The sequence below is a fragment of the Flavobacterium faecale genome (assembly GCF_003076455.1).
Taxonomy (GTDB): Bacteria; Bacteroidota; Bacteroidia; order Flavobacteriales; family Flavobacteriaceae; genus Flavobacterium; species Flavobacterium faecale.
In genome coordinates this window covers 1,618,611-1,636,311 of the sequence record NZ_CP020918.1, presented here as the reverse complement: position 1 = coordinate 1,636,311, position 17,701 = coordinate 1,618,611, and the positions used below count along the sequence as shown (strand labels likewise).

Here is a 17,701-nt window from a genome sequence, read left to right as displayed (position 1 = left end):
TATATATTATAATTTAATTTCTCGCTGATTTCTTTTTGTCTGATTTTGGACCAACTCTAGACATTGCACATCTAAATCCGATAAAATCTGTTGCCATATCTTGCGGAAAGTATCTTCTTTGTGCAGGATCCAACCAGTATGCTCTATCTCTCCATGAACCACCTTTGTAAACTCTAACTTCGTCGTTTACCAACGTTGTTCTCTTACTAGACTTATCATACTTTCTTTGCATCTTTCCTAAACTATCTGTTGTAACATTGTGCTTAGGTGAGTTGTACATTTTTTTTCCGTCTTTGGTTTCAGCTGATTCAGAAGCTCCAAAGTTGTAATAAATACTTGATTGCTTATCACCATCACGATAGTTGATGTTATTACTTTTATCGAAATTTTGTCTCAAATAAGTCTCTTGTTCATCAACTGGAACTTGAGCAATTTGTCCTGGGAAATTTCTTGAAATAATTTTACCATTACTTAATGTGTCGTATTTGATGGTTTCTTTAGTTACAATAGCAACTTTACCGTCTTCACCAATTTTATTCTTGGTATACATATTCCCTCTAAAATAGTTGAAGTCATTTGCTTCATTATCTACAATAGGTCTATAGACATCGGCAACCCATTCTGCAACGTTACCTGCCATGTCATACAATCCAAAATCATTAGCTGGATATTGTTTAACAGCATTAGTGATATCTGCACCATCATCTGACCAACCTGCAATTCCACCGTAATCTCCATTACCTTGTTTGAAGTTGGCTAATTGATCTCCTTTTGTTTGTCTTTTGCCCGAACGTGTATAACTTCCAGACCAAGGATATTTCTTTTGACCTTTATATATATTGTATTCTCTTTGTCCAACATCGGCTGCTGCTGCATATTCCCATTCTGCCTCAGTAGGCAAACGATATTCTGGCAAAATAATACCTGAACTACGTTGCGCATATACGTTTGTAGCAGTTGTAGGTGTCTTAGATTTCGAAGAAACTTTTCTACCTTTATCTTTCTTTAATGCAATTTCTTCATTTTTACCTCCATAAGTAGAACTTGGTGAATTGATGTACGTTTCAGTACTAAACAAGCTCTCTCCATCAACTTCATCTGTTTTGGCGTTCTTTTTCAAGTAACCATTTTTTTCCAAAATTGCTTCGTTGACACGATCAGTTCTCCATTTACTAAACTCAACAGCTTGAATCCAATTCACACCAACTACAGGGTAGTTAGCATAAGCAGGGTGTCTCAAATAGTTGTTAGTCATTGTTTCATTATATCCTAATCTATTTCTCCAAACCAATGTATCTGGTGAAACACCTGTATATATGTGCTTGTAACTCTCTTCTGTAGGAGGAAAAACCTTCTTAACCCAATCCAAATACTCTAAGTACATGAAATTGGTAACCTCTGTCTCATCCATATAAAAGGACTGAACGTGTTGTTGTGTAGGTGTATTATTCCAGTCGTGCATAACGTCATCCTGAACTTTACCCATTGTAAAAGTTCCACCTTCAACAAAAACCAATCCTGGACCGGCTGTTTGCACTTTACTACTTCCTGCTTTTTTGCCACTCACATTCCATCCCGTAGCTCTTGAAGCACCGCTAGAACTAGATTTTTTACTACAGCTAGAGAAACCAACTACCACTAGTGATAATGACAAAACAAAATGTAATACGTTATTTTTTACTACTTTCATACTCTTTTTTAAGGTAATAATTTAAAGTGTGCAATATAATAATTAACCATTAACCCACAACACCATTGAAAAAAAAATTTAAAACTCAGAATTCCAATTTAATCTACGAATCTAACGCAAAAATATACTATTTATTATTTATTTTCACATTAATTGATTTATTTTTACCCATTATTATTACTAAAATAATCTAAATTTAGTGTTAAATGAAAAAATTACTTTTTTTATTCCTTCTTTTCACTGCATTTGTTTCTCATTCTCAAACCACGGGCACGATTGCCATTCAATGGATTGACAAAACAGAAATGAATTATGGAGAGGTGAAACTAAATATTCCGCAGTTTACGGGAGAGAACTTTAGATTCAACTACACTGACAGAACGCTTGGTTATACATTTGCTCTGCCTGAAAACTATATTTATGACGAAAATAGTATTCAACTTACGAATATTATTTACCAAAATATATCGCAAGAAGATTTGGGTCAATTAGACCTTAAAAATGTTTCAAATAAACCAAACCCTACCCTACAAACTACATATTCCAGAGACATTACCCAATCTTTTATTAGCTTTTCACCTTTAATAAATGATGGAACTGGCTACAGAAAAATAATTTCTCTTACCTATTCCCTTTCGATACAAAATAACAATACTAATACGAGTAAACTTACTAGTCGTTCAGCGGCAACAAATGCCATCACAAACAGCGTTCTAGCTACAGGTGATTGGTATCGCTTTTACATCGAAAAATCAGGAGTATACAAAATAGATAAAATTTTCTTACAGCAATTAGGTATTTCTACCAATAATTTAGATCCGAAAAAAATAAAAATATTTGGAAACGGAGGGCGAATGCTACCTTTATCTAACCAAACATTTTATCCAAATGACCTTACCGAAAATGCTATTCAAGTTTCTGGTGAAGCGGATGGTAAATTTGACAATAATGATTTCATCTTATTTTTCGGAGAAGGAACAGACACTTGGAATGACGAGAGTCAAACATTTATAAATATTTTCGAAAATAAATCGTTCTACTATATTAATGTACAAGGAACCGACGGAAAACGTATCCCTGAAAACATCCAACCCACCGGATCATCAACAGTAGCAATCACGAGTTTTGATGATATACAGTTTCATGAAGTTGACCTCGTTAATATCGCCAATGTTGGTCGTCAATGGTTTGGAGAATCATTCGAAATAAAAAATGTTCAAGAATTTGAATTTAGTTTTCCTAACATAGACACGTCTAGCCCTGCGATAGTTAAAACTTCAGTTTCTGCAGCCGCCTATACATCGACATCCTTTACTGTCCAAACCAATGAAGTTCCTGCGGGTACAATTAATCTCACCCCTCTTTCTCTTAGCAATTCAGATTTAAAATATACATTCAGCACCAACTCCTATTCTGTTTCCGGAGCTGAAACGATTAAAATTAAGCTGACTTTTAACAACAATAGCGTAGCGGGATCAAAAGGCTATCTGGATTACATTCAAGTTGCAGCAAAGAGAAACCTAAAAGGAACCGACAAACAGTTCAAATTTCAATATAACGCAGCTGCTTCAACCTTGGGAGTTGGATCATATACGATATCCAACGCAAAAAACATTGCTCAAGTTTGGGATATTACAGACTTGTATAACGTGACGGCATTTACCAACAGCAATCTAGATAATTTCACCTTCAAAGCTTCTTTGGGTGAAGTTCGAAAATACACAACAGTCAATCCTAATGATTACTTCACACCCCTAAAAGATAACAGCACAAAAGTGAGTAATCAAAATATAAAAGGAACCATTTTAAAGTCTGACCAAGGTGCATTTCAAGACATTGACTACCTTATTATCACAACCGCTTCTCTAGTAAATCAAGCCGAAAAATTAGCTGCGTTTCATCGTCTAAATTCAAAACTTACGACTAAAGTTCTTTCGCTAGAAAGTATCTACAATGAATTTTCATCAGGGAAACAAGATATTGCAGGTATTCGCAACTGCATCAAATACATATACCAAAATGCATCATCAACAGATAAAAAATTAAAATACATCAACTTATTTGGTGATGCCTCTTACGACTATAAAACAAAATCAACATTAAACAGCAATGTAGTTCCGATTTATCATGCTTTAAGAGGAAACACGGTTGGAGAATCATCTTTTGCATCAGATGACTTTTACGGTTTAATGGATAGTAACGAAGGAAATATTACTAACTTTTTTGGAGGTATCGACATAACTGTGGGGCGCATGCTTATTGCGGACGCCCAACAAGCAGACGAAATGGTCAATAAAGTTGTAGAATATTACAATGCCCAATCTTACGGAAGTTGGCGCAACAACTTTATTATGATTGCTGATGATTCTGATCGTGCTTCTGACGCTACCTTACAAACCAGACAAAATACATTAGCCGATCTTGTAAGTACCAAGAAACCTTTTCTGAATGCAGACAAAATCTTACTTGATTCCTATTCACAAGAAACTTCTGCAGGAGGAAATCGATATCCAAAAGCACGTACCGACTTGTTCAATGCTTTCGAAAAAGGGTCGCTTATAGTTAATTATTTAGGCCACGGAGGTGAAGACGGCTTATCATCAGAGCGAATTTGGGAAAAATCGGATGGACAAAATTTGAGCAATCAATATAAGTATCCATTATTTGTAACCATAACATGCGACTTCTCTCGTTTTGACAATCCAAACAAACCTACAGCTGGTGAGTTTGTTTATTGGAATCCGAAAGGTGGAGCAATTGCCATGCTAACTACCATTCGATCAATCGCACAAACAACTGCAGAGAACTTTAATGACACACTCTTTAAGTTTCTTTTGGCCTATGATTCAAACCAATACCCAACCATAGCCGAGGCGTTGCGATTGGCAAAAAACAGCACCCCTAGCTCTTCCTCAAACGTTGTCTTTTACATAGGTGACCCTGCTCTAATGCTTGCCATACCAAAACCAACCATTCAACTTACAAAAGTAAACGATGTACCAGTTAGTCAACCCATTGACGATTTTAAATCATTATCAAAAATAAAACTCACAGGTGAGGTGGTTGACGAAAGCAACAACCTTATATCAGACTATAACGGAGAAGTATTTACCCAAATTTTTGATAAAACAATTATTCGAAAAACACTCAACAATGACGGAAACAGCCCCATTATTGACTTTAATATGCTGGGAGAGTCCATTTTTAGAGGAAATGCTACAGTTACCAATGGACAATTTGAATTCAGTTTTATTGTACCAAGAGACATTCGTATTCCGCTGGATAATGGGAAAATTAGTTTTTACACTACAAAAGACAAGGCTCTGGAGGACAAATCAGGGCAAAATACGAAAATAAAAATTGGTGGAGTGAATGAAAATGCACCCGAAGACAATATTAACCCAATTGTTAAGTTATATATGAACGATGAAACGTTTGTATCTGGCGGTATCACCAACTCGTCTCCTTTTATAGTAGCAATACTTGAAGACGAAAACGGTATCAACACCGCTAGCGGAATTGGTCATGATATTACTGCCGTCCTAGATGTAGACGAAAGCAATCCATTTATCTTGAACGATTACTATCAAACCAATTTAGATGATTACACCAAGGGATCCGTTCGTTACCCATTGCGTAACATTGCCCCTGGATTACACACTCTTACGTTCAAGGCTTGGGATGTGTACAACAATCCAACTAGTATAGAAATTCAGTTTCTTGTGGTTGGAGATGAAAGCATAACGCTTACAAACGTTCTTAACTACCCGAATCCTTTTGTGAATTATACCGAATTTTGGTTTACACACAACCGACCATTTGAACCACTAGAAGTACAAGTACAAGTCTATACCGTTACCGGAAAAGTAGTTTGGACCAAAAATCAACTGATCACAACTGATGGTTTTTTATCGAAAGAAATAACTTGGGATGGAAAGGACGATTTTGGGAATCGAATAGGAAAAGGAGTTTATGTTTATAAATTAACAGTAAAATCAAGTTTAACAAACAAAAAAGCTGTAAAAATAGAAAAACTTGTAATCCTTTAATAAAATACTATATTTGTTAAATAAATTTTTATGTTAAAAATGAAAAAACTAATACTTTTTACTAGCTGCCTATTCGCATTTTGGAATGGAAAAGCTCAAGAAAACAGAGTAATAACAACAGGAGTTCCTTTCTTAATGGTATCTGCAGATGCAAGAGCCGCAGGTATGGCAGACATTGGAGTCGCTACGTCTACCGATGCATTTTCACAACAATGGAATCCCGCTAAGTACGCGTTTGCAACTGAACAACAAGGTGTATCACTAAGTTACACGCCTTACTTAACAGACCTCGCAAATGATATTGCACTTGGACAGTTAACATATTATAACAGAATAAACGAACGTTCTGCCTTTGCAACTAGTTTACGTTATTTTAGTTTTGGAGAAATTGAATTGCGCCAAACTGGAGACGCAAACGAAGTTACTCGAAAAGTATCTCCTAGCGAATTAGCTTTAGACGGTTCTTACTCTCTTAAATTAAGTGAAACTTTCTCTATGGCAGTTGCTGGTCGTTACATTCGCTCGGCATTAAAAGTAGCAGATGCAAATAATGATGCTTCGGCAGCAAATACTTTTGCTATCGATATCGCAGGTTTTTATCAATCTGAAGAAATGGCATACAACGATTTTAACGGAAGATGGAGAGCAGGTTTTAATATCCAAAATTTAGGACCAAAAATTAGCTACGACAATGATAACATTAGCTCAAATTTTTTACCAGCAAACTTAAAAGTCGGTGGTGGTTTTGATTTTATTTTAGACGACTATAATAAGGTAGCTTTAAATGTAGAGTTCAACAAATTATTGGTACCTACACCGCAATACCTTAGTACTGATACTGCAGCAGAAACTACTCAAAAGACAGAAGATTACCAAAAAATTGGATGGACTTCTGGAATATTCAAATCATTTGGTGATGCTCCAGGTGGTTTTAGCGAAGAAGTGAAAGAGGTGACCTACGCAGCAGGTGCTGAATATACATACCAAGATTCGTTTGCATTAAGAATGGGTTATTTTAACGAGAGTGCATTGAAAGGAAACAGAAAGTATTTTTCTCTTGGAGCTGGCTTCAAATACACTACCGTAAAAATTGATGTTTCTTACTTATTCTCTGCTTCTAAAATAAAGAATCCACTAGAAAACACACTTCGTTTTTCATTGACACTTAATTTTGGTGATCATTACGACGAGTACTAGACCAATAAAAATTTATACCCTAAAAATCCAAATTTCTTAAATGTGAAATTTGGATTTTTTTTATATCTTTCAATTATGAAAAAAATAAACCACAATACAGAATTTACAGTATACGAAAACAAAGAGGAAACTCCTGAAAAAATACAAGAACTACTTGAACAAGCGATTTCAATTCGAAAAAAAGCCTATGCACCTTACTCAAACTTCAGAGTTGGCGCTGCTATATTATTAGATAACGGAAAAGTTATACTAGGTTCTAATCAAGAAAACGCAGCTTATCCATCAGGACTTTGCGCAGAACGTGTTGCCATTTATCAAGCAGGTGCTTTGTACCCAGACGCAGTTATTAAAACTATCGTAATTACTGCAGCATCAGACCACAATAAGACAACAACACCTATACCACCATGCGGGTCATGCAGACAAGCAATTGCAGAATATGAGATAAGACAGAATACCGATATCGAAATATATTTTACCGGAGAATCAGGCGATATTTACAAATCAGAATCGTTAAAAAACCTGCTCCCATTATTATTTAACAAAAACATGTTGTAATAATACTAAAAATGACCGTTAAAATTTTAGTTCTTAACTGTAATGTTCTATTTTTGCAATTCGCAATTTTGTACCATTATACTATTTTGCGATAAGATCACGGTTGACAATACAATAAAAACTTTAGCAAAAGAATAATCTAGATGAAAGAAGTTACAAAAGAGGTTTATTTGAAGTGGTACGAAGACATGCTACTTTGGAGAAAGTTTGAGGACAAACTTGCGGCATTATACATTCAACAAAAAGTTAGAGGTTTTCTACACTTGTACAATGGTCAAGAAGCAGTTTTAGCAGGTGCACTACATGCAATGGATTTAACTAAAGACAAAATGATTACCGCATATAGAAACCACGTACAACCAATCGGAATGGGTGTTGACCCAAGAAGAGTAATGGCTGAACTAATGGGGAAAGTTACTGGTACTTCTAAAGGTATGGGAGGATCAATGCACATTTTCTCAAAAGAGCACCGTTTTTATGGTGGACACGGTATCGTAGGTGGACAAATCCCTGTAGGAGCTGGTTTAGCTTTTGGAGACAAATACAATAATACTGGCGGAGTAACCATGACTTATTTTGGTGATGGAGCTGCTCGTCAAGGATCTCTTCATGAATCCTTTAACATGGCTATGTTGTGGAAATTACCTGTAGTTTTTATCGTTGAAAACAACGGTTATGCAATGGGAACTTCCGTAGAGAGATCTGCAAACCACACTGATATCTGGAAATTAGGTTTAGGGTACGAAATGCCTTGTGGACCAGTTGACGGAATGAACCCAGTTAAAGTTGCCGAAGCAATGACCGAAGCTATTGATAGAGCGCGTCGTGGTGATGGACCAACTTTCTTAGAAATGAAAACATACCGTTACAGAGGACATTCAATGTCTGATGCACAATTGTATCGTTCTAAAGAAGAAGTGGAAGAATACAAGAAGATCGATCCAATTACACAAATATTAGATGTAATCAAGGATAAAAAATATGCTACGGATGAAGTTATCGCAGCAATTGAACAAAGAGTAAAAGATAAAGTACAAGAATGTGTTGACTTTGCAGAAAACTCTCCTTACCCTGAAGTTCAACAGCTGTACGATGTAGTGTACGCACAAGAAGATTATCCATTTTTACCTCATAAATTATAAAAAAATATGGCAATTAAAGTAACAATGCCTCGTTTAAGCGATACTATGACGGAAGGAACGGTAGCGACTTGGCTTAAAAAAGTTGGTGATAAAATAAGTGAAGGTGATATCCTAGCTGAAATTGAAACTGACAAAGCAACAATGGAATTTGAGTCTTTCAACGAAGGTACTCTTTTATATATCGGAATTCCTGAAGGAGAAACAGCTCCAATTGATTCTTTATTAGCAATCATTGGTGAAGAAGGTGAAGATATTTCTGCACTTTTATCTGGTGACGCTCCTGTTGCTGAAGCTTCTGCTCCATCTAAAGAAGAAGCTGCAAAACCAACTGAAACTAAAGCTACTACAGCTCCTGCTGCTTTACCAGCTGGTGTTATCGTTGTAACAATGCCTCGATTGAGTGATACTATGACCGAAGGTACTGTAGCAACTTGGTTGAAAAAAGTAGGTGACGTTATTGCCGAAGGTGATATCCTTGCTGAAATCGAAACAGACAAAGCAACAATGGAATTTGAGTCTTTCAATGAAGGAACTCTTTTATATATCGGAATTGAAGAAGGGAATTCTGCTCCAATTGATAGCTTATTAGCTATTATCGGACCTGCAGGAACTGATATTTCAGGAATTGCGCAAGGTTTCAGTGCTGGAGGATCTGCTCCTGCTGCTGCAACTGAGGAGGCTAAACCTGCTGCCGCTGCACCTGCTGCACAAGCTCAAGAGCCTGCTGCTACAGTTACAACTGATGGTGGAAGAATTTTTGCTTCTCCTCTTGCTAAGAAAATTGCAAGTGATAAAGGTGTTAATTTAGCACAAGTTAAAGGTTCAGGTGAAAATGGACGTATCGTAAAAAGCGATATCGAAAACTTTACTCCTGCTGCTGCCGTACCAGCTGCTGCTGCAAAATCTGATGCTCCTGCTGCTGCTGCACCAAAATTATTCGTACCTGCTGGAGAAGTAGTTACCGAAGAAATTAAAAACTCGCAAATGCGTAAAATCATTGCGAAACGTTTGGCTGAATCATTATTCACAGCACCTCATTACAACTTAGTAATAGAAGTGACTATGGACGATGCGATGAAATCTAGAGCTACTATCAATAGCGTTCCTGATACAAAAGTATCTTTCAACGATATGATAATCAAAGCTTGTGCTTTGGCATTGAAAAAACATCCAAAAATCAACTCTCAATGGTCTGCTGATGCAATTACAATCAATCACCACGTAAATATTGGTGTTGCTGTAGCTGTAGAAGACGGATTGGTTGTTCCTGTTTTGAAATTCACAGATGCTATGAGTTTATCTCAAATTGGTGCTAGTGTAAGAGATCTTGCTGGAAGAGCTAAAAACAAAAAACTAGGACCTGCTGAAATGGAAGGAAGTACTTTTACTGTTTCTAACTTAGGCATGTTTGGTATTACTGAATTCAATTCAATCATCAACCAACCAAACTCTGCAATCCTTTCTGTTGGAGCAATTGTTGAAAAACCAATTGTTAAAAACGGACAAATTGTAGTAGGAAACACTATGATGCTTTCACTAGCTTGTGACCACCGTACAATCGATGGAGCAACTGGAGCACAGTTCTTACAAACATTAAAACAATTCATTGAAAACCCAGTTACAATGCTTGCATAACTACTGAGTTATTACAATAAACAAACCCCGTTAGGTCTAGACTTAACGGGGTTTTGTATTTTATAATTTGATCAAAATCAGGAGCAAAAGATTTGTTTTCCTAAGGTAGTTGGGTTCCCTAACGACGATTCACGACCCTGTATCTTATGTAGGCAACCAGAAGGGTCGAGAGTTGCCCCAACAATAATGCCGATTCAATCGAGGCTAATTTAGGGCGATTTCATTCAGAAACTAAAATAATATATGTTTAGAAATTATATCCAATTTTAGCTTGAATATCAGCATAATTATTTAAGTGATCACAATTGCAGCTTTGCGATTTACTGTAAATATTATATTTTAAACCAAGACCAAAAGCAAACTCGTAACTAAAATTCTTAGCAAAGCTACGTCTAATTCCAAAAGTTGGAATAGCAAGTATATTATTAGCAATTCTACTATTATCCTCAGTTTTATAAAGTGGTATACGATTAGCAGAAAAAGAAGTTTTTAATGAGAAAAAATTTGAACTATTATGTGCAATATTTCTACCTAAACGATTTCTTCTATCGATCCCGTAATAAAATCGTGGCTCAACAACTACACTTACCGGTATAATAGTTCCGTCGGTAATCCCACCATCCCAATCAAAATAACTATAACTACCTAATTCCGCAGCTAATTCGGTACGCAATACCCACTTTCTATCCAATTTGAACTCATAAAAGACATCTGCTTTTACAATCCCAAGCTCGACACCGTACATTTTTTCTTCAACACTGATCTCTTGTGCACTAGCGGCGATACCACATAAAAGAAGCAACAAACCAAAAGTAATTTTTCTCATAGAAAGATTTTAATATTAAACTGCAAAAATAGAATTAACTTACAATAAATTACTATTTTTTATTTTTTTCTTCAATCCATCTTGACATGTATTTTGTACTGTTCAAACTATGATGTTGCAGAAGAATTCCATAAAAGTTAGATTTCCTATGCTTTTCTCTATTCTCAATTAAAAACGAAACAGCTACTTTAAATTTTGTTTCGACGGTATCCCTATCAAAACATGATTTCAAAATAGCAACACCATTCCTTTGAGCTTGTAACCATATTTTCTCATCGTTATAGAGTTCAACAGCCTTCCTTGCAAAATCTTCTTCAATATCGGCTACAAATCCATTCCAAGGCAATTTATCATGCATTGCCTCTGCTCCTATCGAAGAGGTAACCGTAGGCGTGCCGTACTGCATAGACTCAAATAACTTCCCTTTTAATCCTGCTCCAAATCGCAAAGGGGCCAAAAGAACTCTAGCCTCTGATATAACCTTTTCGGCACTATCTGCACGGCCTTTGATTAAAAAACCTTGCTTAGGTTGGTGCAATTGCAATACTTTTTGCGAGAGATAAGCACCATACACATGTAATTCCGCATTAGGTTGCTTTTGCCTTATGAGTGGCCAAACGGTTTCTTTTAGATATTGTACTGCATTCCAGTTGGGTTCATGTAAAAAATTACCAATAAACACGTAATCTTTTCTTCTTTCGAATGGAATAAAATTAACTTCATCCTTGATATTTAATACAAAAGGAAGGTAAAACAGCAATTTATCATCAATTTTAAAAAGTGACTTCAAGATTTCAATTTCAAATTTGGAAATCATCAAAGACAAATCAGATCGCAGGATACTAGCTATTTCTCGCTTAGCAACCTCTTCTTCCAGTAAATCTTCAATTTCAAAAAGTCTTCTTTCCTTAAATGCTTTTTGACGAGCTAGTCGCAAACAATGTAAATCTTCGGTATCGAGTATGCGAACTGCTTTTGGACAATTCTCGGCTACTCGCCAGCCAAATTGCTCCTCCATCATGAACCGATCGAAGAGGACTATAGCAGGATTTATTACCAAAATATATTCATCAAAAGAGGAGCAGTTAAGTTTGATGTTCTGTTTCTCAACATTATATTCTTTTAGGCTAACCATAAAATCACTATCCATAGCAGGACTCGAGAATATAACATGATAGCCTTTCTCTTGAAAACAAGAAATAAGATGTAACATTCTATATCCTGCAGCCGAAGAATTGGGTTCTGGCCAAACTGACCCTATAATTAAAACTATTTTATTGACTTTTTCCATTACTACAAAATAAGTGTATTTTGATGAAATTTCATTGTATTGAAATACATATTAACTTGATTCTCCAATTTTAAATATAGAACAAAATGTTATTATAAACTTGATTTTCCGTGAAGGATTATCACGAAGCGTCGAGAGAAAATCATTTTTTGGGGCTTTTTCTGCCCAAAAAAGATTGCAACGTAAAGCCCGAGCCGAAGTTTTTACGGAGGGGCACGCCAAAAACATGAAAACTTCAATTAAAATAGGAAGTCCTTTTATTTCAAAAGAAAACCTTAATTTTGTAAAAAACAAAAAGACAGCAGATGTTAGGATTAAAATTGGCCACAGACCCAAGATGGGTAAATATAGTTGAATCGAATATAGAGGAAATATTAACAGATCATGCCTGGTGTGAACAAAAAGCAGCATCGAATGCCATAAGTTTAATTACTCAAAACTCTGAAAAAGAAGAATTAGTCACTGAATTGATGATAATCGCCAAGGAAGAATTAGATCATTTTCAGATGGTTCATGACTTAATAAAGCAACGTGGACTCACTTTTGGTCGCGAGCGCAAGGACAGTTATGTGAACGAACTTTTTAAATTCATGAAAAAAGATGGAAGCAGAAATGATGCTTTGTGTGAGCGTTTATTATTTTCTGCCATGATTGAAGCACGTTCATGCGAACGCTTCAAAGTTTTATCTGAAAATATAAAAGATCCAGAATTAGCTAAATTTTACCGCGATTTAATGATAAGTGAAGCAGGCCATTATACCACTTTTTTAGGATTTGCAAAAAAGTATGCCGATAACGTTAATGTAGACCAACGTTGGGCAGATTGGATAACATATGAGACCTCAATCATTACCAACTACGGTAAAAGTGAAACAGTACACGGCTAATACTTTAAAAACAAACGTAACATTTATTTTCCACTAACCTGCATTCTCTAGTTTAGTCTACATACGTTTTTTCAATATGTTGAAGAGCGAATAACCATAAATTAATTTATTAAGTCTCAAGTCATTTAATGACCTGAGATTTTTTTTTATAATGATCTCCCATCCTGAAACAGCGATACACGTGAACTAAAGCCGACACAATAAAAAAGCATTACTCAAAATAATACAGAAAGCTACTAACACTTAATCAAAAGATTGCTAAGTGAAAAAACTAAATAGAAATGTTTAGAACATGTTATTATGTCAATGTATCTATTGAGAAGAAACTACTATGATAGAGAGAACTAAAATTATAATTCTATGATTCAACTAAATCTCTTTAACTACAGCTATATTAGAATTCGATGACGAAAAAGATTTTCTTGGTTTACGTTTAGCGAAAATAATTATACTCCCTCGTTTATGTAATTTTAAATAGGAACAGTAGAAAAACCAAATTTACTCATACTAATAGAGCAACATACAGTTTAACAGCATCTACATATAGAATACAAACCAATCATATTTGAATCAACTACAACACACGAACTAAACAAAGTTAGCTGTTACTTTCACGACATATAACGAGCCAAAACTACTTAAAGCCAACTCGAAGTAATAAACATAAATTAAATCCATTTAAAGCAAGTTAAAACCTTCTTTAAACCTAAACCTAATGCATTATCTAAACTATTTGCTTTATATTGAATTTGATGACCTACTAACTCCAAAACTAAAGATCCTTATAAAAACAAAAAAAACTCCAATTAGCGAAGACTAATTGGAGTTTCTAGTACTCAGAGCGGGACTTGAACCCGCACGAACATTGCTGTTCACTGGATTTTAAGTCCAGCGTGTCTACCAATTTCACCATCCGAGCTGGAATTAATAAAGTGTAATTTTTTATATCTTATAAAACAAAAAACACTGATTCGGATGAACCAGGGTTCTCTAAAGAAAGGCGAGGACCCCCGATTAGTCCCGATAGCTATTGCGAGGGCTCCCGCAATACTTCATTATCTTATAAAACAAAAAACCCTGATTCGAATGAATCAGGGTTCTTTAAAGAAAGGCGACGACATACTCTCCCACATAACTGCAGTACCATCTGCGCAGGCGGGCTTAACTACTCTGTTCGGGATGGGAAGAGGTGAGCCCCGCCGCAATAACCACCTTAAGGTCGTTTTGCAATGGGTAAACTAGCTAATTGCTAATCAACATTACATAATATCTTAACATACTGAGATAAAGAAAATTTAATTGTATTACTAGAAAGTTTCTTCCCGACCTTTTATTCCCCTTTAGGGGTTAGGGGCCGGGAAAAGGTGTACATAAGCTTACGGATTATTAGTACTACTCGACTATGACATTACTGCCTTTACATCTATAGCCTATCAACGTGGTCATCTCCCACGATCCTTAAAAGAAATCTCATCTTATGGTGGGTTTCGCGCTTATATGCTTTCAGCGCTTATCCCTTCCAAACGTAGCTACTCTGCGGTGCCACTGGCGTGACAACAGATACACTAGAGGTTTGTCCAATTCGGTCCTCTCGTACTAGAATCAGATCCATTCAAATTTCTTGCGCCCACAGTAGATAGAGACCGAACTGTCTCACGACGTTCTGAACCCAGCTCGCGTGCCACTTTAATGGGCGAACAGCCCAACCCTTGGGACCTTCTCCAGCCCCAGGATGTGACGAGCCGACATCGAGGTGCCAAACCCCCCCGTCGATATGAGCTCTTGGGGGAGATCAGCCTGTTATCCCCGGCGTACCTTTTATCCTTTGAGCGATGGCCCTTCCATGCGGAACCACCGGATCACTATGCTCTACTTTCGTACCTGATCGACCTGTATGTCTCTCAGTCAAGCTCCCTTATGCCATTGCACTCTTCGCACGGTTACCAAGCGTACTGAGGGAACCTTTAGAAGCCTCCGTTACTCTTTTGGAGGCGACCACCCCAGTCAAACTACCCACCAAGCAATGTCCTCCGCATCGCGGAGTTAGGCCTCAGACAAACAAAGGGTTGTATTTCAACAATGACTCCACAACGCCTAGCGACGCCACTTCACAGTCTCCAACCTATCCTACACATCATTTGTCCAAGGTCAATACTAAGCTATAGTAAAGGTGCACAGGGTCTTTTCGTCCCACTGCGGGTAAACGGCATCTTCACCGTTACTACAATTTCACCGAGCTCATGGCTGAGACAGTGTCCAGATCGTTACACCATTCGTGCAGGTCGGAACTTACCCGACAAGGAATTTCGCTACCTTAGGACCGTTATAGTTACGGCCGCCGTTTACTGGGGCTTCATTTCAATGCTTCTGAGTAAACCCATAACATCTCCACTTAACCTTCCAGCACCGGGCAGGTGTCAGGCCCTATACTTCATCTTACGATTTTGCAGAGCCCTGTGTTTTTGATAAACAGTCGCCTGGACCTCTTCACTGCGGCCAGCATTGCTGCTGGCGACCCTTCTCCCGAAGTTACGGGTCTATTTTGCCTAATTCCTTAGCCATGAATCTCTCGAGCACCTTAGAATTCTCATCTCGACTACCTGTGTCGGTTTGCGGTACGGGTACTATTAACCTGAAGTTTAGAGGTTTTTCTTGGAAGCCCTTAGGTGCACTATCTCTTTGTCCGAAGACGCCGAGTACTATCGTATTTCCCCAAAGCCCGTGGATTTGCCTGCGGGCCTTATAGGTAGGTACTTCAACGAACTATTCCGTCAGTTCGCGGCACTTTCATCACTCCGTCACCCCATCACAGTTAACAGTAGTACGGGAATATTAACCCGTTGTCCATCGACTGTCCCTTTCGGGTTCGCCTTAGGTCCCGACTAACCCACAGCTGATTAGCATAGCTGTGGAAACCTTAGTCTTTCGGTGTGCGGGTTTCTCGCCCGCATTATCGTTACTTATGCCTACATTTTCTTTTCTCACCGGTCCAGAATACCTTACGATACACCTTCAACCCTGTGAGAATGCTCCCCTACCACTTACAATAAATTGTAAATCCATAGCTTCGGTAATATACTTATGCCCGATTATTATCCATGCTCGTCCGCTCGACTAGTGAGCTGTTACGCACTCTTTAAATGAATGGCTGCTTCCAAGCCAACATCCTAGCTGTCTATGCAGACAAACCTCGTTCTTTCAACTTAGTATATATTTGGGGACCTTAGCTGATGGTCTGGGTTCTTTCCCTCTCGGACTTGGACCTTAGCACCCAAGCCCTCACTGTTATGAAACATTATATAGCATTCGGAGTTTGTCAGGAATTGGTAGGCGGTGAAGCCCCCGCATCCAATCAGTAGCTCTACCTCTATATAACTTTACGCATAACGCTGCACCTAAATGCATTTCGGGGAGTACGAGCTATTTCCGAGTTTGATTGGCCTTTCACCCCTACCCACAGATCATCCCAAGACTTTTCAACGTCAACGGGTTCGGTCCTCCACTTTGGGTTAACAAAGCTTCAACCTGTCCATGGGTAGATCACACGGTTTCGCGTCTAACACTACTGACTAAAGCGCCCTATTCAGACTCGCTTTCGCTACGGATCCGTGGCTTAACCACTTAACCTTGCCAGCAACGTTAACTCGTAGGCTCATTATGCAAAAGGCACGCCGTCACCCCACTAAAGGGCTCCGACCGCTTGTAAGCGTATGGTTTCAGGATCTATTTCACTCCGTTATTCACGGTTCTTTTCACCTTTCCCTCACGGTACTGGTTCACTATCGGTCTCTCAGGAGTATTTAGCCTTAGCGGATGGTCCCGCCAAATTCAGACAGGATTTCTCGTGTCCCGCCCTACTCAGGATACCACTATCCTTTACATTCATTACTTATACAGGGCTATCACCTTCTTTGGCCCTACTTTCCAGTAGATTCTAATTCTTCATGCAAGAAATGTCGTGGTCCTACAACCCCAACATTGCCGTAACAACATTGGTTTGGGCTAATCCGCGTTCGCTCGCCACTACTTACGGAATCACTTTTGTTTTCTTCTCCTCCGCCTACTTAGATGTTTCAGTTCAGCGGGTTTGCCCACCTATCGGTGTACTAGATCTTCAATCTAGTGGGTTGCCCCATTCAGGAATTTACGGATCAATCAATGTGTGCTTGTCCCCGTAACTTTTCGCAGCTTATCACGCCTTTCATCGCCTCTGAGAGCCAAGGCATCCCCCATACGCCCTTATTTTGCTTATTGTACCAATCTTAAAATTAATTAAGACCGTTTTTGTTTGTCTTTTCTAATAAATTAGAAAAAACGCTTTCTACTTATTTTTTACTTTTCTTATCTCAATATGTCAATGAACTTTAAATCAGTTTTCAGCTTTCAGTATCAGTAAGCAGTTACCTGCATACTGTAAACCGTGACT

The 17,701-nt window shown here is 37.7% G+C and carries 9 protein-coding genes, 1 tRNA gene and 2 rRNA genes; 6 read left to right on the top strand and 6 right to left on the bottom strand.

The genetic code is table 11. The features are described from left to right. Positions 1-13 precede the first annotated feature (13 nt). Positions 14-1,690 (bottom strand): gliding motility lipoprotein GldJ, encoded by a 1,677-nt coding sequence (gene gldJ, locus FFWV33_RS07130; RefSeq protein WP_108740266.1) that lies wholly within the window; start codon positions 1,688-1,690, stop codon positions 14-16. A gap of 206 nt (positions 1,691-1,896) precedes the next feature. Here gldJ and porU point away from each other — a divergent pair, with 206 nt between their 5' ends. The 5 genes from porU to FFWV33_RS07105 all read left to right on the top strand — a co-directional run bounded on the left by porU (position 1,897) and on the right by FFWV33_RS07105 (position 10,271). Continuing rightward, a complete protein-coding gene (gene porU, locus FFWV33_RS07125; RefSeq protein ID WP_108740265.1) occupies positions 1,897-5,739 on the top strand; it encodes a type IX secretion system sortase PorU in 3,843 nt (1,280 codons plus the stop codon). Positions 5,740-5,778: 39 nt separating this feature from the next. After that, entirely contained in the window at positions 5,779-6,936 is a 1,158-nt protein-coding gene (gene porV, locus FFWV33_RS07120) for a type IX secretion system outer membrane channel protein PorV (protein WP_108742487.1), read from the top strand. Positions 6,937-7,011: 75 nt separating this feature from the next. Further along, entirely contained in the window at positions 7,012-7,494 is a 483-nt protein-coding gene (cdd, locus tag FFWV33_RS07115; RefSeq protein WP_108740264.1) for a cytidine deaminase, read from the top strand. Positions 7,495-7,637: 143 nt separating this feature from the next. After that, the gene (gene pdhA / locus FFWV33_RS07110; protein ID WP_108740263.1) at positions 7,638-8,636 is read left to right on the top strand and encodes a pyruvate dehydrogenase (acetyl-transferring) E1 component subunit alpha; all 999 of its coding nucleotides are present in this window, start codon (positions 7,638-7,640) and stop codon (positions 8,634-8,636) included. A 6-nt stretch (positions 8,637-8,642) separates the two neighbouring features. Next, the gene (locus tag FFWV33_RS07105) at positions 8,643-10,271 is read left to right on the top strand and encodes a pyruvate dehydrogenase complex dihydrolipoamide acetyltransferase (RefSeq protein ID WP_108740262.1); all 1,629 of its coding nucleotides are present in this window, start codon (positions 8,643-8,645) and stop codon (positions 10,269-10,271) included. A gap of 247 nt (positions 10,272-10,518) precedes the next feature. Here FFWV33_RS07105 and FFWV33_RS07100 read toward each other — a convergent pair whose 3' ends face one another. Together FFWV33_RS07100 and FFWV33_RS07095 are read right to left on the bottom strand one after the other, a co-directional pair. Then, complete coding sequence (locus FFWV33_RS07100) at positions 10,519-11,097, bottom strand: hypothetical protein (protein ID WP_108740261.1); 579 nt, start codon at positions 11,095-11,097, stop codon at positions 10,519-10,521. A 52-nt stretch (positions 11,098-11,149) separates the two neighbouring features. After that, positions 11,150-12,388, bottom strand: a complete 1,239-nt coding sequence (locus tag FFWV33_RS07095) for a glycosyltransferase (protein WP_108740260.1) — start codon at positions 12,386-12,388, stop codon at positions 11,150-11,152. 305 nt (positions 12,389-12,693) lie between these two features. Here FFWV33_RS07095 and FFWV33_RS07085 point away from each other — a divergent pair, with 305 nt between their 5' ends. Next, positions 12,694-13,275, top strand: a complete 582-nt coding sequence (locus FFWV33_RS07085) for a MiaE family protein (protein ID WP_108740258.1) — start codon at positions 12,694-12,696, stop codon at positions 13,273-13,275. 833 nt (positions 13,276-14,108) lie between these two features. On the opposite strand, the gene FFWV33_RS07080 is transcribed toward FFWV33_RS07085, so the two are convergent. From FFWV33_RS07080 to FFWV33_RS07070, 3 genes are all read right to left on the bottom strand, one after another. Then, a tRNA-Leu gene (locus tag FFWV33_RS07080) sits at positions 14,109-14,194 on the bottom strand. Positions 14,195-14,381: 187 nt separating this feature from the next. Beyond that, positions 14,382-14,491 (bottom strand): 5S ribosomal RNA (gene rrf, locus FFWV33_RS07075). 150 nt (positions 14,492-14,641) lie between these two features. Further along, positions 14,642-17,529, bottom strand: a 23S ribosomal RNA gene (locus tag FFWV33_RS07070). Positions 17,530-17,701 lie beyond the last annotated feature (172 nt).